This is a genomic window from Micromonospora sp. DT201, from assembly GCF_049841575.1.
Lineage (GTDB): Bacteria > Actinomycetota > Actinomycetes > Mycobacteriales > Micromonosporaceae > Micromonospora.
Genome location: NZ_JBNCKP010000005.1, coordinates 102,594 through 119,829 on the forward strand (window position 1 = coordinate 102,594; position 17,236 = coordinate 119,829).

Sequence of the window (17,236 nt, forward strand, 5' to 3'; positions counted from 1 at the left end):
TGGGCTCATGTCCGACGACACGATGGTGGTGTGGGACGAGTCGCTGCTCGCCTACGACATGGGTGACCATCCGCTCGACCCGGTTCGGGTGGAGCTGACCGTCGCGCTGGCCCGCGAGCTGGGCGTCCTGGATCGGCCGGGGGTGCGGTTGGTCAAGCCAGAGCCCGCTGACGACGCCCTGCTCACCCGGGTGCACGACCCGGCCTACGTGGCCGCGGTGCGCGCCGCGCCGCGCGATCCGCTCTTCGCCGGGTACGGGCTGGGCACGTCCGACAACCCGGTCTTCGAGGGGATGCACGAGTCGAGTGCTCTGATCGCCGGTGCGACGGTGGCTGCCGCCGAGGCGGTCTGGCGCGGCGATGTCCGGCGGGCGGTGAACGTGGCCGGCGGCCTGCATCATGCGATGCCCGCCCGAGCCTCCGGCTTCTGTGTCTACAACGATCCGGCGGTGGCCATCGCCCACCTGCTCGACCTGGGTGCCGAGCGGATCGCCTATGTGGATGTCGACGTGCACCACGGCGACGGCGTGCAGCACATCTTCTGGGACGACCCCCGGGTGCTCACGGTCAGCCTGCACGAGACACCGCTGGCGCTCTTCCCAGGCACGGGTTTCCCGGACGAGACGGGTGGGCCGGGCGCGCAGGGCTCCGCGGTCAACATGCCGCTGCCGCCGGGTGTCGACGACAGCGGCTGGCAGCGGGCGTTCCACGCGATCGTGCCGTCGGTGCTGCGCGCGTTCCGGCCGCAGGTGCTCGTCACCCAGTGCGGCGCCGACGGGCACCGACTGGATCCGCTCGCCGACCTCAACCTGACGGTGGACGGGCAGCGGGCCACCTACCTTGCGATGCGGGCGCTCGCCGACGAGCTGTGCGACGGCCGTTGGGTGGCCACCGGCGGCGGCGGGTACGCCCTGGTCGAGGTGGTGCCCCGGGCCTGGAGTCACCTGCTTGCCGTGGCCACCGGCGACCCGATCGACCCGGCCACGCTCACCCCTGCCGCGTGGCGGGATCTGGTCGCCTCCCGTCGTCTGGGCCGGGAGGTGCCGCTGCGGATGACCGACGACGCCGATCCGTCGTACGAGCCGTGGCAGCCGACCGGCGAACCGAACGCGGTGGACCGGGCGATCGCGGCGACCCGCAAGACGGTCTTTCCGCTGCTGGGGCTCGACCCGCACGATCCGCGGGACTGAGCCGGGCCGGGGGAGGGCCACGCCGGTGCCGACCGTGGACCAGCCGGTGGACGTGCTGCTCAGCGACGGCAGCACCGTCCAGTTGCGACCGATCGACCCGACGGACGCGCCGGGCATCGTGGCGATGCACAGCCGGTTCTCCGAGCGCACCCGCTACCTGCGGTACTTCTCACCGTACCCACGCATCCCGGAACGGGACCTGATCCGATTCGTCACCGTCGACCACCACGATCGGGAGGCGTTCGTGGTGCTGGCTGCCGATCAGATCGTCGCGGTCGGCCGTTACGAGCGGCTCGGTCCGCAGGCTCCGGAGGCCGAGGTGGCCTTCGTGGTGGAGGACGCCTACCAGGGCCGGGGCATCGGCTCGGTGCTGATGGAGCACCTGGTAGACACCGCCCGCCGCAACGACATCATGAGCTTCGTCGCCGAGGTGCTGCCGGCCAACGGGACGATGCTGCGGGTCTTCGCCGACTTCGGCTACCAGGTCCAGCGCGAGTACGCCGACGGCGTGGTGCACCTGAGCTTCGCGATCGCGCCCACCGAGGCCACGCTGGAGGTGCAGCGTGGCCGGGAGCACCGCACCGAGGCCCGTTCGATCGCCCGGCTGCTCGCCCCACGCGGCATCGTCGTCTACGGCGCCAGCGCCACCGGTCAGGGCGTCGGCGCGGCGGTGCTCGGTCACCTGCGCGACGGCGGTTTCACCGGGGCGGTGGTGCCGGTGCATCCGAGCGCGTCGACAGTGGCGGGCCTTCCCGCGTACCCGTCGGCGGTCGACGCCGGGACCCCGGTGGACCTGGCGGTGGTGGCGGTTCCGCCGGAGGCGGCGACCGCGGTGGTCGCCGATGCCGCCGCCGCGGGCGTGCACGGTCTGGTGGTCATCTCGGCCGGCTTCGCCGAGGCCGGCGCTGAGGGCGCGGCCACGCAAAGATCGCTGGTCCGCGCGGCGCACGCCGCCGGAATGCGGGTGATCGGCCCGAACTGTCTCGGCGTGGCCAACACCGACCCGACGGTACGCCTCAACGCCACCCTCGCCCCGGCTCTGCCGCCGGCCGGTCGGGTCGGCATCTTCAGCCAGTCCGGCGCTTTCGGGGTGGCGCTGCTCGCCGAGGCGGACCGGCGTGGCCTCGGGCTGTCCAGCTTCGTCTCGGCCGGTAACCGTGCCGACGTCTCCGGCAACGACCTTCTTCAGTACTGGCAGGACGACCCCGGCACCGACGTGATCATGTTGTATCTGGAAACCTTCGGTAACCCGCGCAAGTTCGCCCGGCTGGCCCGGCGGATCGGTCGCGCGAAACCGGTCGTCGCGCTCGCCTCGTCGGCCCGGCCGGTCGGGTTGGGCGACACCGCTGGGCCGGACGAGGTGGCGGTGGCCGCGCTCTTCGCCCAGTCCGGAGTGATCCGGGTGGACACCGTGTCGGAGCTGCTTGACGCGGGTGTGCTGCTGGCCAACCAGCCGCTGCCAGTCGGTGGCCGGGTCGGTGTGGTCGGCAACTCCTCGGCCCTGACCGGCCTGGCCGCCACCGCCTGCGTCGGGCAGGGCCTCACCGTGGCCGACGGTTACCCCCGTGACGTCGGGCCGAGCGCCGGTGCCGCCGAGTTCGCCGCCGCGCTCACCGAGACGGCCGACGACGAGCGGGTGGACGCCCTGGTGGTCGTCTTCGCGCCGCCTCTGCCCGGCCAGCTGACGGATGTGGACGCCGACGTGACGGCCGCGCTACCGGCCGCCCTCGCGCTGGGCAAGCCGACCGTGGCGACGTTCCTGGTCGGGCGGCTGCCGCCGGGGGTGCCCGCATACGGCGGGGTGGAGGAGGCGGTCCGGGCTCTCGCCCACGTGCACCGGTACGCCGAATGGCTCCGCCGCCCGCCCGGGAAGGCCCCCGAGCTGCCCGGCATCGAGCGGCTCGCCGCACAGGCCGCGCTCCGCACCGACGCCACCGAACACGGTGCGCTGCTGGCCGCGTACGGGATCGACGTGGTGGCCTCGGTGCCTGTCGACTCGGTTGGCGCGGCGGTCGACGCGGCGGTGCGGCTGGGCTTCCCGGTGGCGCTCAAGGCAGCCGCCCCCGGGCTGCGGCACCGGCTCGACCTCGGCGCCGTCCGGCTCGACCTGCCCGACGAGTCGACCCTCCGTCGGGCGTACGCCGAGCTGGCGGCGGCCTTCGGCGCGGACGCGCTGGTCCAGCCTATGGTCCCGCCCGGGGTGGCCTGCGTGGTGGAGTTGGTGGAGGATCCGGCGTTCGGGCCGGTGGTCGGCTTCGGCCTCGGCGGGGTCGCCACCGAGTTGCTCGGCGATCGGGCCTGGCGGGCGGTGCCGCTGACCGACCGGGACGCCGCCGAGTTGGTCGACGAGCCCCGGGCAGCACCGCTGCTGCGCGGGCACCGGGGTGCGGCACCGGTCGACCGGGCGGCCCTGGCGGATCTGCTGCTGCGGGTGGGTCAGCTCGCCGACGAGCAGCCCCGGGTGCGGTCGTTGACCCTCAATCCGGTGCTCGCCCGCCCGGACGGCATCTCCGTCCTGCACGCCCAGGTGCGGGTCGGCGGCGTGGTCGCCCGCCCGGATACCGGCCCCCGCCGTCTGTGAGGACGACCGGTCAGGCGCGGCTGGAGATCTGTTGGACGCCCCAGGAGTTGCCGTCCGGGTCGGTGAAGAAGACGAAGCCGACGTTGTCCAACGGGTGCGGCGTGGGGGTTGGGCTGGCACCCAGCACCTGGATCTCACTGACCTCCACACCACGTTCGACCAGCTCCGCGTGGGCCCGCTTCAGGTCGGGCACCACGAGTTGAAGGCCCTTGAGCGACCCCGGTGGCATGTCGGGGACGAGGCCCTTGCCGATCACGATCGAGCAGCCCGAGCCGGGCGGGGTCAGCTGGACGATGCGCGCCTCGTCGCTGATCACCGTGTCGTGGTCGACCACGAAGCCGAGCTGGTCGGCGTAGAACTTCTTCGCCCGGTCCAGGTCGGAGACCGGCACGATCACCACTTCCAACGTCCAGTTCATGGTTGCTCCTCGTATCGTCGTTGTGGAACGCAGCAGGTCGGCGAGCCGCGTGAAGCTCTGCCCGACCCCGCGGGTCATCGGGTAGCGCAGCACGGTGTCCCGCCCCTTCGCGGTGGCGTAGAGCAGCGTGGTGGTGACCGTCGTCCGGCCGGCCAGTTCGGTGAACTCGTGGCTGACCAGCGTTTCGCCCGGGTAGGACTGGCCGTCGAACAGCTCGGTGTAGACCAGCCGGTGCGGTGGCTCGATCTGCCGGTAGCCCCCAGCCTGGACCATCCGCGCGCCCTCCGGGCCCTGCGACAGGAACCGCCACCGCCCGCCGGGCCGCAGGTCGACGTCGCACTCCACCAGCCTCCAGCCCCGCGCGCCGTACCACCGGACCAGCAGCTCGGGTCGGGTGAAGGCGGCGAACACCAGGCGCGCCGGTGCCTCGAACAGTCGACTCATCACGATCTCCCGATCACCCGGGGTGTGCACGACGAGCGGGTCGTCGTCGCCGGTCACCGGGCCGTTCCGTCCGGTCGGGCATCCCTATCGGTCTGGTCGATGGCCTGGAGCTCGTTGAGCAGGGCGTCGAGGCGCTGATAGCTCTCCGCCCAGTAGTCGCGGTAGTCGGCGAGCCAGGCTGTCGCCTCCCGCAGCGGTCGGGCCTCCAGGCGGCAGGGTCGGCGCTGGGCGTCCCGCCCTCGGCTGACCAGGCCGGCACGTTCCAGCACCTTGAGGTGTTTGGAGATGGCGGGCTGGCTCATCTCGAAGGGCTGGGCCAGCTCCGTCACGGTCGCCTCTCCGGCCGAGAGCCGGGCGAGGATGGCTCGCCGGGTCGGATCGGCCAGTGCCGCGAAGGTCGCGTCCAACAATTCCGTGCCCATCGTTCATAGCCTCCTGGTTTTATAACCAGATGGTTATATCGCGGATCGCTGCCACCGTCAAGCACCTCGGCAGCACGGAAGGCCCCGGCGAACCGCCAGGGCCTTCCGTGGGAACCAGGGGTGTCAGCAGGCGTACGCCTCCAGGCGCTGCGCCCGCTCCGGGTCGCGCAGCTTCAGCAGCGTCACCTTCTCGATCTGCCGGATCCGCTCCCGGGACAGGCCGAATTCCCGACCGACCTCGTCCAGGGTGCGCTGACGGCCATCGTCCAGGCCGAACCGCAGCCGGATGACCGCCTGCTCCCGCTGCGACAGGGTGGCCAGCACGATGCTGACCTCGTTGCGCAACTCGCCCTGAGCGGCAGCGTCGCCCGGCTCGTTGCGCGGGTCCACCGCCGCCACGAAGTCACCGAGCGCGCTCTCGCCGTCGTCGCCGACGGCCTGGTCCAAGCTGACCGGCTCCCGGTCGTAGGAAATCAGCTCGATGACCTGGATCTCGGGGATCTCCAGCGCGTGGGCGACCTCGGCGACCGTCGGTTCGCGGCCCAGCGTCACCGCCAGCTCGCGGCGGGCCCGGACCATCCGGTTGACCTGTTCGACCATGTGCACCGGGATGCGGATCGTCCGAGCCTGGTCGGCCATCGCGCGAGTGATCGCCTGCCGGATCCACCAGGTGGCGTACGTGGAGAACTTGTAGCCCTTGGCGTAGTCGAACTTCTCCACCGCCCGGATCAGGCCGAGGTTGCCCTCCTGGATCAGGTCGAGGAACGCCATACCGCGGCCGGTGTAGCGCTTGGCGATGCTGACCACCAGCCGCAGGTTCGCCTCCAGCAGATGGTCCTTCGCAGCCCGGCCCTCCGCGACGATCAGCTCCAGGTCGGCCCGCAGCTCCGCGGAGACCGGAGTGCAGGTGGCCAGCTTCTCGTCGGCGAACAGGCCGGCCTCGATCCGCCGGGCCAGATCGACCTCCTGGGCGGCGGTCAGCAGCTTCGTCCGGCCGATCCCGTTGAGGTACGCCCGCACCAGGTCGGTGGAGATGCCGCGCTCGTCGGTGGCGTCCAGGTCGGCGAGGACCTCAGCGGCCCCGTCGGTGTCGGTCGTGGTGACCGGGCGCATCCGGTGTTCCGTCATCTGCAGGACCATCTCTGTCTCTCCCCGTTTCCACGTCTGTGCCGTGTCTCCGGCCCAGCGGTACCGCTGTGACACACAGCTTGGCGGGCGGGGCGTAAAACGGGGGTGAGGCGATCGGGGACCCGACAGGAATTCGGTCGGATCGCTGGTGCGGTGTGTCAACCCGGTGTGTGGTTGCCCGCCACGGCTACGTTGCGGACGGTCGGCCACCTCGTGCCGGCGAGGTAACAGGATGGAGGACGGTGTGGTCTTCAAGCGGCTCATGAAGGCGATGGGCGTCGGCGGCCCGTCGGTGGAGACGGTGCTGGCCAACCCGAACTGCCGCCCAGGCGGCCAACTGGAGGGCCGCGTCCAGGTGATCGGCGGCGACCACCAGGTCGACATCGACCACGTGACCCTCGGCCTGGTTACTCGCGTCGAGGTCGAGAGCGGCGACAACGACTACGACACCACTCAGGAGTTCCACCGCCAGCAGGTCAACGGCGCGTTCCGGCTGGAGCCTGGGCAGCGCCACGACATCCCGTTCCGCTTCGACGTGCCCTGGGAGACGCCAGTCACCGAGCTGTACGGGCAACACCTGCACGGCATGACGATGGGTCTGCGTACCGAGTTGGAAGTCGCCCGCGCGGTCGACAAGGGTGACCTGGACGCCGTGTCGGTGCACCCGCTGCCAGCGCAGGAGCGACTGCTGGACGCGTTGCTGCGACTGGGGTTCCGGTTCGCCCGCGCCGATGTGGAGCGTGGGCACATCTATGGCGTACGGCAGACGTTGCCGTTCTATCAGGAGATCGAGTTCAGCCCAGCCCCGCAGTACGCCCGCTCGATCAACCAGTTGGAGGTCACCTTCGTCGCCGATGCGCAGCAGATGCAGGTGGTGCTGGAGGTCGACAAGCGCGGCGGGGTCTTCACCGAGGGTCGGGACGCGTTCGGCCGGTTCACGGTGGACCACGCCACCGCCGACCGCACCGACTGGACCGCCGAACTCGACAACTGGCTCCGCCAGTCCCTAACCCGCCGAGGCCTCTTCTCCTAACCCCCGCCCCGCCCCCAACCTCCCGGGTGATCAAGAGCTTTGCGTCAAATCGAGGGCAAATACTGACGCAAACCTCTTGATCACCGCTGGGAGTGGGGTGGGTGGGGGGTGGGTGGGTGGGATTAGAGGTCTAGGAGGAGGGTTTGGGGGCCTATGTTGGTGCTTTCGACCAGCATGTGGGCGCGGAAGCGGCCTGTCTCGACTGGCGCGCCGCGTTGGCGCAGGGCATCGACTACCGCTGCGACAAGTGGTTCGGCGACCTCGGCGGGGGCGGCCGCGGTCCAGCTTGGGCGGCGGCCCTTGCGAGTGTCGCCGTAGAGGGTGAACTGGCTGACCACCAGGATGGGCGCGCCGGTATCGGCGGCGGACCGCTCGTCGTCCAGGATGCGCAGCTCGTGCACCTTGCGGGCCATCGTCTCAGCGGTCTGCGTGGTGTCGGTGTGGGTCACCCCGAGCAGCACCAGCAGGCCATTCTCGATCGCACCGACCACCTCGCCGTCCACAGTGACGCTGGCCCGCCCGACGGTCTGCACCACAGCACGCATCAGCGCACCACCGGCGTGCCGGCCGCGTTCAACGCGAGCACCATCGGCGCGCCGGCCGCGTCTGACGCCCGCATCAGCGGATCGCCGGGGTGTTGCTGGCCCCGCCCTGCCGCCCGCATCAGGCGGTCACCGGCTCGATGAAGCCACGCTCCACCAGGTGCGCCACGATCGGGCCCGCAGCCTCGGCCATCTCGGCGGGCTCGACGTCGTGGGCCGCCGCGAGCAGAGCGAGCTGGTCGCGCAACGGCAGCCGACCGTCGGCGCCACCGACCAGCGCCAGCACCAGCGGGTCGATCTCCTCGGTCCAGCGCAGGCCGTGCGGCATCGCGAGGACCTGCCGGTCCACCGCCCAGCCCTCGTCACCCATGGTGGCCTCCTGCCGCAGCTGGAGCCCCTCGGCGGCCCGGTAGCGCTCGGCGAGCAACGTGTCGGTGTCGCGTACCCGCAGAAAGTCCTGGCGGTCGAACCAGGCGGCGATCTGGTCGCCCAGCGGCGGCTGCACCCGCTGACGCAGATCCTCCACGCGGACCACCGGGTCGGCGTGCCCACTCCGGCGCAGGGACACGATGCCGAAGCCGATGCCCTCCACCTTGTGCGCGTCGAACCAGTCCAACCAGGCGGCCATCCGCTGCGGGTCGGCGGTCTCGCCGACGTCGGTGAGCCACAGGTCGACGTACGCCATCGGGTCGGCCACCTCGCGCTGGATCACCCAGGCGTCCAGGCCGGTCCCGGCGAACCAGCCGGCGACCCGCTCGTCCCACTCCTCGCCGGCGACGTGCACCCAGTTCGCCAGGTACTGCATGGTGCCGCCCTCGGTGAGCAGGCCCGGAGCGGCGGCGGCCAGCTCGGCCCCGATCGCGTCGCCGACCCTGCCGGAGTCGCGGTAGACGTGCGTGGTGGTGCCCGGGCCGACCACGAACGGCGGGTTGCTCACCACCAGGTCGAACCGTCGGCCGGCCACCGGGGCGACCAGGTCGCCGCGCAGCAACTCCCAGTCCTGGCCGTTGAGAGCGGCGGTGGTCGCGGCGAAGCGGAGCGCCCGCTCCGACAGGTCAGTGGCGGTCACCGCGGCGGCGTGGGTGGCCAGGTGCAGGGCCTGGACGCCGGAGCCGGTGCCCAGGTCCAGGGCGGTGCCGACCGGTCGGCGCATGGTCGCGCCGATCAGGGTCTGGGTGGCCCCGCCGACGCCGAGGACGTGCTCGGCGTGCAGCGGTCGGCCCGGCCGGGCGCTGGCCGAGACGTCGGCGAGCACCCACCAGTCGTCGCCGTACGGCTCCAGGTCGATGCCGGCGCGCAGGCCCCCGCCGTACCGCTCGACCAGCCCGCCGGCCAGCGCCTCCTGCACGCTCAGCGGCGCCAGTGCAGCGGCGACCGCTGCCTCCGGCTCGATCTGGTCGCAGATGAACACCCGGATCAGGGTGCCGAGCGGGTCGCCGTCCTCGGTGGCGCGCAACGCTGCCCGGTAGTCGTTGCGGGCGACCGCGGCGGTGGCCTGCGCGCCCAGCCTCTCGGCGATGCCGTTGCTGGTGAACCCCGTCCGGGTCAGCGCGGTCCGCAGCGCGTCGACGCCAGCGGGGGAGAGCAACATGTCGTGTTCGTCCACCCCGTCATCCTGCCACCGGCCGGGACGCGTGGTCGGATGCCTACCGCAGGCTCTTGGCCAACGCCAGGTCGTCGACGTACTCGCCGTCGATCAGGAATTCGGCGACGTGCCGGCCCTCGACGACGTAGCCGTGGCGTTCGTAGAGCCGCTGGGCGGGCAGGTTGCTGCCGAGTACGCGCAGACTCAGCTTCGTGGCGCCCCGCTCGAGCGCGACCTGTTCCGCCGCGGCCAGCAGCGCCGAGGCGATGCCGCGCCGACGGGCCGGTGCGCTGACGACGAGGCTCCAGAGCGCGTACACGTGTGCCGCCTCGGCGAACGGCAGCTTCGGTTCGACGCTCACGTAGCCGACGACGGCGCCGTCCTGCTCGGCGACGAGGTGCGTCTCCGGCTTGCGCCGGCCCGTGAAGTAGGTGGATATCTCCTCGCTGCGCATCGAGGGGAAGCCGGACCCGGCGGTCCACGAGGTGTGGTTGAGGGCGAGCAGTGCCGCGTCGTCAGTGGGGGCCGCCGGCCGGATGACGGGGGACCAGGCGGTCGCGTTGATCATCTGGGTTCGTCCCTGGGTGCTGAAGCTTCGATGGTGGAGTCCGTGGGTGCGGATGGCCGCGGGTCCTGCGGACGGAAGAAGGCGACCGCCAGGGTGGCGGCGGCCTCCTGCGGCTGTGCGCTGTCGCCCAGCTCGTCGAGGAGGGCGGCCAGCCGGGCGGCGAACTCGTCGAACCGCTCCGCGCTGACGCGTGCGTGTTGCAGGCGTACGTAGCGGGGGGTGTTCGGTGCGGCGGCTTCCAGGTCCGCCACGGCGTGGCGCATGAGTACGTCGGTCTGAGTTGGCGCGGGAAGGATGATCTGGCGGGCGGCATGGGCGTAGTACCGCTCGGTCACACCGCGAACCTTGCGGGTGCTGACGACCCGGATCAGACCGGCCCGTTCCAACAACCGCATGTGGTAGCTCGAACTGCCCTTGAGGAGGTTGAGCTGGTTGGCGACCTGGCTGATGGTGGCCGGGCCGTCTCTCAGCACACCCAGGATGCGGTGCCGCACCAGACTGCTGACCGCCCGGAGCTGCTCCTCAGTGGTGACGTGTACCTCGTCGGCGGGTGGTTCCGAGGGCGGGGTATCGACCATGGCAGCAATGGTCAATCTTCCTTGACCATTAGTCAAGTCGGGGTTGGGGAGCGCTGGCCAGGGTGTCGACGTCGACGGTCGCCGTGTCTGCCAGCGCGGTCAGGGCAAGATGGCAGGCATGACGCTTGTGCTGCCCATCGACCCGGAAGCCAACCGGCTGCTGGAGCGCAGCCCGCTGGCCCTCCTCATCGGGATGACCCTGGACCAGCAGGTGCCGATGGAGAAGGCATTCTCCTCGCCGTACGTGCTGGTGCAGCGGCTCGGCCATGAGCTGGACGCGGCGGAGCTGGCCGGGTACGACCCGGAGGCACTGATCGCACTCTTCGCCCAGCCGCCCGCGCTGCACCGGTTTCCGAAGGCGATGGCGGCCCGGGTGCAGGAGGTCTGTCAGGTCCTGGTGGATCGCTACGACGGCGATGCGGCGCTGCTCTGGGCCGACGTCGCCGACGGGCCGGAGCTGCTGCGCCGGGTCTCCGAGCTGCCTGGCTTCGGCAAACAGAAGGCGCAGATCTTCGTGGCCCTGCTCGGCAAACGGTTCGGCGTGACCCCGCAGGACTGGCGGGAGGCGGCCGGCGGATACGGCGACCCGGGTGCGTACCGGTCGGTGGCCGACGTCACCGACGCCGACTCGTTGCGCCGGGTGCGGGAGTTCAAGCAGCAGATGAAGGCGGCAGCCAAGGCCAAGGCCACCGGCGGCTGAGCCGGCGGCTCAGGCGGCGGTCGGGTGCACCAACGAGGCCAGTGCGCGTCGCACGTCGGCGAGCGACACCGTCGCCGAGTCGTCCAGGTCGGCCAGGCCGGCCTCGATCCACTGGCGCATCAGCGTGGTGACCCCGATGCCCCGGGCATCGGCGGCGGCCCGCACCCGCTCGTAGGTCTCCAGCGGCAGCCGAACTGACCGGCTCACCATCGGCACGTCGGTGTCGGGGGTGGGGAGGTCCACCGCTGGGCTCTCATCGATCAACTCGGCGATCCGGTCGTCGCCGCTGTGGAACTGCTTCGTCGCGTCGTTACGGTGCATCGTCACGGCCTCCTCATCTCCCGAGATCTCTGCACGGCCTCGTCGTAGCGCTTGGACTCGATTTCGCTCAACTCGCGGGCGGAGAGGATGTCCCAGTCGTTGTCGGTGCCATCGGCCTCGGCGAGCAGCACCGCCAGTCGGCGGCCCCGGCGGCCGGCAGCGTAGACCACCATCACGTCGTCGCCCAGATGGCGGATGACCCGTCGGGCGCTGTGCAGCGCCTCCCAGACTTCCCCGGGCGTGACGTCGTAGACCCTCAGGTTGGCCAACGCCTCGTCGGTGAAGCTGAACCTGCTGCCCACGCGCGGAGCGTACCACGCGCGTAACACGCAGTGGGATGAGTCGAATTTCGCTGATCACGGCCCCGCGGTGACAGGATGAGGCGTAACCCCCTCGAGGAGGTCCATGGTGAAGCGTCAGGCGTACCAGCCGATTCTGATCACCGACGCCTCGCGCAGCCAGGACGATCAGCTCAACAGTCGCCAGCGCCGTTATGTCCTGATGATGGGCATCCGGGTGTTGTGCATCATCGTCGGCGCGATCCTGGTCGGTGCGAACGCCCCACTGCTCTGGCTCTGGCTGCCGCTGTGCGGCCTCGGCATGGTGCTCATCCCCTGGCTGGCCGTGTTGTTGGCCAACGACCGGCCGCCGAAGGAAGAGCACCGGCTGGCCAACCGGTTCCACCCCCGCCAGCAGGCCGACATTCCACCGATGAGCCTCACCGCCGACGAGAGCCCACACAAGGTCATCGACGTCGAACCCTGACCCGCGAGCGGGCCAGGGTTCGACGGTCACGGCTGTGGCCGTGCGCCGACGGTCACGGCTGTAGCCGCGCGCCGACGGGCTACGGCTGTGGCCGTGCGCCGACGGTCACGGCTTTGGCCGTGCGCCGACGGGCTACGGCTGTGGCCGTGCGCCGACGGTGGAGACGGCCAGCGCCCCCAGATCGGTGGCGCGGCTGAGCGCAGCGGTCGGGGTGGCACCGGCGAGCCAGGCGGTGAGCAGGCCGGCCGCGAAGGCGTCGCCCGCCCCCGTGACATCTATCACCGCCACCCGCCGGGCCGGGGCCACGCAGACCGTCGCGCTGCGGTCGACCCAGACCGCGCCGGCCGCGCCGCGCTTGACCACGACCCGCCGGGCCGTCGCCGACAGCGCCCGCCCCTGCGCCGCCGGGTCCAGCCCACCAGCCAACACCGTCGCCTCGTCCGAGTTGACCAGCAGCAGGTCGACGTCGCGTACCCAGGTCAGGAACGCCGCCGCGCCCACCCGCCGCAGCGGCGCCGCGGAGGCCGCGTCGACGCTTGTGGTGAGCCCGCGCTCGCGGGCGACGGCCAATGCCCGCAGCCCTGCGTCGCGCGACTCGGCGTCCAGGAGGGTGTACGCGGACAGGTGCAGATGCCCAGCGTCGGGCACCGCCGCGAGGGCCTGCTCGACGTGCGTGGCGCTCAGCAGCAGGTTCGCACCCCGCTGGCTGACCATGGTGCGCTCGTCGTCGGCGGCCAACACGATCACCGTGCCGGTCGGGTGGCCCTCGACTCGCTCGACCGCGCAGTCGACACCCGCCCGGTCGAGTTCGGCCACCCGGTCGCGTCCCGCGTCGTCGGCACCGATGGCGCCGACGAGCGTGACGTCCACCCGCTGCGCGGCGACCCAGGCTGCGGTGTTGGCTGCCTGACCGCCGCCGCCGAGACTGATTCCGGCTGCTGTGTCCGAGCCGGGCGCGAGCGGCCCGGACAGCACGGCGACCACATCGGTGATCACGTCCCCGACGACGACCACCCGGGCCGGTCGGGTCATACGGCGGCGGCGGTGTTGCGGGCCGCTGCGGCGACCGCGATCCGCGCGGCCAGGTCGGCGTTGCGAAGGATGATCCGGACGTTCACGGCCAGGCTCGCGCCCTCGGTGGCCGAGTGGAAGTGTGCGAGCAGGTACGGGGTGACGGCCTTCCCAGTGATCCCGTCCCGCTCCAGCAGGGCAAGTCCGTCGGCGAGCGTCCGGTCATGCAGCTCCGGGTCGAGCTGCTCGTCGACCGGCAACGGATTGGCGACGAGCAGCCCGCCGGTGTGCAGGGCGTGCTCGTCCCGGGCGGCGAGCACCGCGGCGACCTGCTCCGGCGAGTCCACCGACCAGTCCAGGTCGAAGCCGGCGTCGGTCAGGTAGAAGCCGGGGAACCGGCGGGTGCGGTAACCGACTACGGCGACCCCAAGGGTCTCCAGGCGCTCCAGCGTGGCGCCCACGTCGAGGATCGATTTGACCCCGGCGCAGACCACCGCGATCGGGGTCTGGGCCAGGGTGACCAGGTCCGCCGACTCGTCGAACGTGTGCGCGGCCTCCCGGTGCACCCCGCCCAACCCGCCGGTGGCGAACACCCCGATGCCGGCCGCGGCGGCCACCGCGCTGGTCGCGGCCACGGTGGTGGCGCCGTCCGCACCGGTCGCCGCCGCCACCGCGAGGTCGCGGACGGAGAGCTTGGTCACGCCGTCGACCGTGGCGAGCCGGGTCAGCTGCCCGTCGTCCAGGCCGACCACCAGCGCGCCGCCGATCATGCCGATCGTCGCCGGAACCGCCCCGGCGTTCCGGACCGCCTGCTCAATCTCCCTGGCCACCCGCAGGTTCTCCGGCCGGGGCAGGCCGTGCGAGACGATGGTGCTCTCCAGGGCGACGACGGGCCGGCCGTCGCGCAGGGCTTCGGCCACCTCGGTGCCGTAGCTGATGCGAAAGTCAGTCACACGCGCACCGTACGGGGTCGGGCCCCGGCAGGCCTCAAGTGGACCCGGCCGTGATGACCTGCCAAACTTGACGGTTGGAGGTGCAGACGTGAGCACAGAGGTTCTCGAGCGTCCGGAGCTGAAGGACGCCGACACCGGTCCCGAGATGTTCCACTACGTCCGCAAGGAGAAGATCGCCGAAAGTGCCGTCATGGGCACTTACGTGGTCGCGCTCTGCGGCGAGACCTTCCCGGTCACCAAGGCGGCCAAGCCGGGTTCGCCGGTCTGCCCCAAGTGCAAGGAGATCTACGACTCGTACCGTGAGTGAAGTTCGGCCGGCATCCCGGCCAGCGACGTAACCTGCGGCGGTGACCACCTCCACCGCCCTGCTCCTCGCCGACCTGACCGGCGTCGCGGTGTTCGCCGCATCCGGGGCGTCGGCGGCGGTGGCCAAGCGGTTGGACCTGTTCGGCGTCGCGTTTGTCGGCTTCGTGGCAGCCCTCGGCGGTGGGATCTTCCGGGATCTGGTCATCGACGAGGTGCCGCCGCTGGCCTTCGCCGACTGGCGGTACGCGGCCACCGCCGCGATCACCGCACTCGCCGTCTTCTGGCTGCACCCGCAACTGGCCCGACTGCGCACCACCGTCCTGGTGCTGGACGCGGCGGGCCTGGGCCTGTTCACGGTGACCGGCACGCTCAAGGCCCTCGACGCACGGGTGCCCGCGGTCGGCGCCTGCCTGATCGGCATGCTCACCGCGATCGGCGGCGGGCTCGGTCGAGACCTGCTCACCGCCGAGATCCCTGTCGTGCTGCGCCGGGAGATCTACGCGCTGGCCGCGCTGGCCGGGTCTGTCACGGTGGCGCTGCTGTACGTCACCGGGCAGACCGGTCCCGCACCGCTCACCGCCGCCGCCGTCCTGGTCTTCGGGCTGCGCCTGATCGCACTGCGTCGACGCTGGTCCGCCCCGGTGGCCATGCTGCGCCCGCCACGCTCGGACGGGGCTGACCCTCGCACCGACCGGGAGTGGTGAAGCAGCCGGCCGGACCTTCGATCGGGTCGGGATTGTGACCAGCGTGGCGTCGCCTGGGCCGTGGGCCCCGCGCTGGTTATGCTGAGTCGGCCTTCGCGGCAGCTTCTGCGCGGAGGCGTTTTCATGGGCGGCGGCACTCGTGGCCCTCGCCCGGGGTCCGCCATCGTGCGGTCGGAGAGGAGCTTCGCGTGGCAGCCCGGACGCCGGTGCTCGAGACGTTCCCGGCACTACGCGCCTGGCAGCGTAAGGCCCTCGTGGAGTACCTGCGTCGGCGTACCGACGACTTCACCGCGGTCGCCACGCCGGGCGCCGGCAAGACCACCTTCGCCCTGCGAATCGCAGCGGAGCTGCTCGGCGACGGCACCATCGAAGCGGTCACCGTGGTCGCACCGACCGAACACCTGAAGAACCAGTGGTCCGAAGCCGCAGCCCGGGTGGGCATCCAACTCGACGCCGCCTTCCGCAACGCGGATCTGCACTCCGCAGCCGACTTCCACGGCGCGGTCGTCACCTATGCCCAGGTGGGAATGGCCCCGCAGGTGCACCGGCGGCGCACCATGACCCGGCGCACCCTGGTCATCCTCGACGAGATCCACCACGCCGGCGACTCTCGGTCCTGGGGTGACGGGGTGAAGAACGCCTTCGAGCCCGCCGTACGCCGGCTGATGCTCACCGGGACGCCGTTCCGCTCCGACGACAACCCCATCCCGTTCGTCAGCTACGAGCGGGGCGGTGACGGGCTGCTGCGCTCCCGCGCCGACTCGGTGTACGGCTACTCCGACGCGCTCCGCGACGGGGTGGTCCGGCCGGTGCTCTTCCTGGCGTACTCCGGGGAGACCCGCTGGCGGACCAACGCGGGAGAGGAGTTGGCCGCCCGCCTCGGCGAGCCGATGACGCAGGATCTGGTGGCGCAGGCGTGGCGTACCGCCCTGGACCCGGCCGGCGACTGGATGCCGCAGGTGCTGCGGGCCGCCGACGCCCGACTCACCGTGCTGCGGAATGCGGGCATGGCCGATGCCGGTGGTCTGATCATCGCCACGGACCAACAGACCGCCCGCTCGTACGCCAAGCTGATCGAGCAGGTGACCGGCGAGAAGGCCGCCGTGGTGCTCTCCGACGACCAGGGCGCGTCCGCCCGGATCGCGACGTTCGCGGCGTCCGACCAGCGTTGGCTGGTCGCGGTGCGGATGGTGTCCGAGGGGGTCGACATCCCACGACTGGCGGTCGGGGTCTACGCCACAAGCGCCAGCACGCCGCTCTACTTCGCTCAGGCGATCGGCCGGTTCGTGCGTGCCCGCCGGCCCGGGGAAACCGCGTCGGTCTTCCTGCCCAGCGTGCCGCACCTGCTCGGGCTGGCCAGCGAGATGGAAACCGAACGGGACCACGTGCTCGGCAAACCCAAAGAAGCCGACGGTTTCGACGACGACCTGCTGGAACGGGCCCAGCGCGACGACCAGGCCAGCGGGGAGTTGGAGAAGCGGTTCGCCGCGCTCTCGGCCACCGCCGAGCTGGATCAGGTGATCTTCGATGGGGCGTCGTTCGGCACCGCCGCTCAGGCTGGCACCCCGGAGGAAGAGGAATACCTCGGCCTGCCCGGCCTGCTCACCGCCGACCAGGTCTCCCTGTTGCTGACCAAGCGACAGGCGGCCCAACTCGCCGCCCAGCGCCGCCGTACCGCCGACGGGGCCGCTCAGCCGGCCGCTGCGCCCATTGCGGCACCTCCGGCACCCCTGAGTGCCGCTCAGCGTCGAGTGGCGCTCCGGCGCCAACTGAACGCCCTGGTGGCCGCCCGACACCACCGCACCGGCCAACCTCACGGCAAGATCCATGCCGAGTTGCGCCGACTCTGCGGTGGCCCTCCGAGCGCCCAGGCCACCATCGAGCAGCTCGAGGAACGCATCGCCACCGTGCAAACCCTCTGACCCAAACGCCCCACCGGCACCTGCGCTGCGTCTGCGCTGCGTCTGCGTCTGCGCTGCGTCTGCGTC

General features: G+C 71.5%; 19 protein-coding genes and 1 pseudogene. 8 read left to right on the top strand and 12 right to left on the bottom strand.

The annotated features are described in order from the left end of the window. Positions 1–7 precede the first annotated feature (7 nt). Together ACLQ28_RS12140 and ACLQ28_RS12145 are read left to right on the top strand one after the other, a co-directional pair. On the top strand, positions 8–1,189 hold the full coding sequence (locus ACLQ28_RS12140) for an acetoin utilization protein AcuC (RefSeq protein ID WP_425686336.1): 1,182 nt from the start codon (positions 8–10) through the stop codon (positions 1,187–1,189). A gap of 25 nt (positions 1,190–1,214) precedes the next feature. Next, the gene (locus ACLQ28_RS12145) at positions 1,215–3,770 is read left to right on the top strand and encodes a GNAT family N-acetyltransferase (RefSeq protein ID WP_425686337.1); all 2,556 of its coding nucleotides are present in this window, start codon (positions 1,215–1,217) and stop codon (positions 3,768–3,770) included. 10 nt (positions 3,771–3,780) lie between these two features. On the opposite strand, the gene ACLQ28_RS12150 is transcribed toward ACLQ28_RS12145, so the two are convergent. The 4 genes and pseudogenes from ACLQ28_RS12150 to sigB all read right to left on the bottom strand — a co-directional run bounded on the left by ACLQ28_RS12150 (position 3,781) and on the right by sigB (position 6,194). Further along, positions 3,781–4,188 (bottom strand): VOC family protein, encoded by a 408-nt coding sequence (locus ACLQ28_RS12150; protein WP_425686552.1) that lies wholly within the window; start codon positions 4,186–4,188, stop codon positions 3,781–3,783. A 24-nt stretch (positions 4,189–4,212) separates the two neighbouring features. After that, positions 4,213–4,632, bottom strand: a pseudogene (locus ACLQ28_RS12155) (SRPBCC domain-containing protein); the annotation flags it as partial. Positions 4,633–4,685: 53 nt separating this feature from the next. Beyond that, positions 4,686–5,054, bottom strand: coding sequence for an ArsR/SmtB family transcription factor (locus ACLQ28_RS12160; protein ID WP_425686338.1), 369 nt, complete (start codon positions 5,052–5,054; stop codon positions 4,686–4,688). 123 nt (positions 5,055–5,177) lie between these two features. After that, positions 5,178–6,194: an RNA polymerase sigma factor SigB gene (gene sigB, locus ACLQ28_RS12165; protein ID WP_425686339.1), complete on the bottom strand. Its 1,017-nt coding sequence runs from the start codon at positions 6,192–6,194 to the stop codon at positions 5,178–5,180. Between the two features lie 232 nt (positions 6,195–6,426). On the opposite strand from sigB, the gene ACLQ28_RS12170 reads away from it, so the two are divergent. Beyond that, positions 6,427–7,215, top strand: coding sequence for a sporulation protein (locus tag ACLQ28_RS12170; protein ID WP_425686553.1), 789 nt, complete (start codon positions 6,427–6,429; stop codon positions 7,213–7,215). Positions 7,216–7,337: 122 nt separating this feature from the next. Here the strand turns inward: ACLQ28_RS12170 and dtd are convergent, their stop codons facing one another. The 4 genes from dtd to ACLQ28_RS12190 all read right to left on the bottom strand — a co-directional run bounded on the left by dtd (position 7,338) and on the right by ACLQ28_RS12190 (position 10,488). Further along, positions 7,338–7,760: a D-aminoacyl-tRNA deacylase gene (gene dtd, locus ACLQ28_RS12175; protein WP_425686340.1), complete on the bottom strand. Its 423-nt coding sequence runs from the start codon at positions 7,758–7,760 to the stop codon at positions 7,338–7,340. A gap of 118 nt (positions 7,761–7,878) precedes the next feature. After that, positions 7,879–9,363, bottom strand: coding sequence for a DUF7059 domain-containing protein (locus ACLQ28_RS12180; protein ID WP_425686341.1), 1,485 nt, complete (start codon positions 9,361–9,363; stop codon positions 7,879–7,881). A 40-nt stretch (positions 9,364–9,403) separates the two neighbouring features. Next, positions 9,404–9,910, bottom strand: a complete 507-nt coding sequence (locus ACLQ28_RS12185; RefSeq protein ID WP_425686342.1) for a GNAT family N-acetyltransferase — start codon at positions 9,908–9,910, stop codon at positions 9,404–9,406. Further along, positions 9,907–10,488, bottom strand: coding sequence for an ArsR/SmtB family transcription factor (locus ACLQ28_RS12190; protein ID WP_425686343.1), 582 nt, complete (start codon positions 10,486–10,488; stop codon positions 9,907–9,909). Before ACLQ28_RS12190 ends, ACLQ28_RS12185 begins: the two co-directional genes overlap by 4 nt. Positions 10,489–10,597: 109 nt before the next feature. On the opposite strand from ACLQ28_RS12190, the gene ACLQ28_RS12195 reads away from it, so the two are divergent. Continuing rightward, on the top strand, positions 10,598–11,188 hold the full coding sequence (locus ACLQ28_RS12195; protein WP_425686344.1) for an HhH-GPD-type base excision DNA repair protein: 591 nt from the start codon (positions 10,598–10,600) through the stop codon (positions 11,186–11,188). A gap of 9 nt (positions 11,189–11,197) precedes the next feature. On the opposite strand, the gene ACLQ28_RS12200 is transcribed toward ACLQ28_RS12195, so the two are convergent. Together ACLQ28_RS12200 and ACLQ28_RS12205 are read right to left on the bottom strand one after the other, a co-directional pair. After that, on the bottom strand, positions 11,198–11,509 hold the full coding sequence (locus tag ACLQ28_RS12200; protein WP_425686554.1) for a hypothetical protein: 312 nt from the start codon (positions 11,507–11,509) through the stop codon (positions 11,198–11,200). 2 nt (positions 11,510–11,511) lie between these two features. Then, on the bottom strand, positions 11,512–11,811 hold the full coding sequence (locus ACLQ28_RS12205) for a hypothetical protein (RefSeq protein WP_425686345.1): 300 nt from the start codon (positions 11,809–11,811) through the stop codon (positions 11,512–11,514). A gap of 103 nt (positions 11,812–11,914) precedes the next feature. Here ACLQ28_RS12205 and ACLQ28_RS12210 point away from each other — a divergent pair, with 103 nt between their 5' ends. Beyond that, the gene (locus ACLQ28_RS12210) at positions 11,915–12,274 is read left to right on the top strand and encodes a DUF3099 domain-containing protein (protein ID WP_425686346.1); all 360 of its coding nucleotides are present in this window, start codon (positions 11,915–11,917) and stop codon (positions 12,272–12,274) included. Positions 12,275–12,406: 132 nt separating this feature from the next. Here ACLQ28_RS12210 and ACLQ28_RS12215 read toward each other — a convergent pair whose 3' ends face one another. Next, entirely contained in the window at positions 12,407–13,306 is a 900-nt protein-coding gene (locus ACLQ28_RS12215) for a carbohydrate kinase family protein (RefSeq protein ID WP_425686347.1), read from the bottom strand. Continuing rightward, positions 13,303–14,238 (bottom strand): pseudouridine-5'-phosphate glycosidase, encoded by a 936-nt coding sequence (locus ACLQ28_RS12220; RefSeq protein ID WP_425686348.1) that lies wholly within the window; start codon positions 14,236–14,238, stop codon positions 13,303–13,305. The genes ACLQ28_RS12215 and ACLQ28_RS12220 overlap by 4 nt, the downstream gene beginning before the upstream one ends. A gap of 88 nt (positions 14,239–14,326) precedes the next feature. On the opposite strand from ACLQ28_RS12220, the gene ACLQ28_RS12225 reads away from it, so the two are divergent. The 3 genes from ACLQ28_RS12225 (at position 14,327) to ACLQ28_RS12235 (ending at position 17,170) form a co-directional block, all read left to right on the top strand. Further along, a complete protein-coding gene (locus ACLQ28_RS12225) occupies positions 14,327–14,545 on the top strand; it encodes a DUF3039 domain-containing protein (protein ID WP_088946800.1) in 219 nt (72 codons plus the stop codon). Positions 14,546–14,585: 40 nt separating this feature from the next. Continuing rightward, on the top strand, positions 14,586–15,248 hold the full coding sequence (locus ACLQ28_RS12230; RefSeq protein ID WP_425686349.1) for a trimeric intracellular cation channel family protein: 663 nt from the start codon (positions 14,586–14,588) through the stop codon (positions 15,246–15,248). A gap of 188 nt (positions 15,249–15,436) precedes the next feature. After that, positions 15,437–17,170 (top strand): DEAD/DEAH box helicase, encoded by a 1,734-nt coding sequence (locus ACLQ28_RS12235; RefSeq protein ID WP_425686350.1) that lies wholly within the window; start codon positions 15,437–15,439, stop codon positions 17,168–17,170. Positions 17,171–17,236 lie beyond the last annotated feature (66 nt).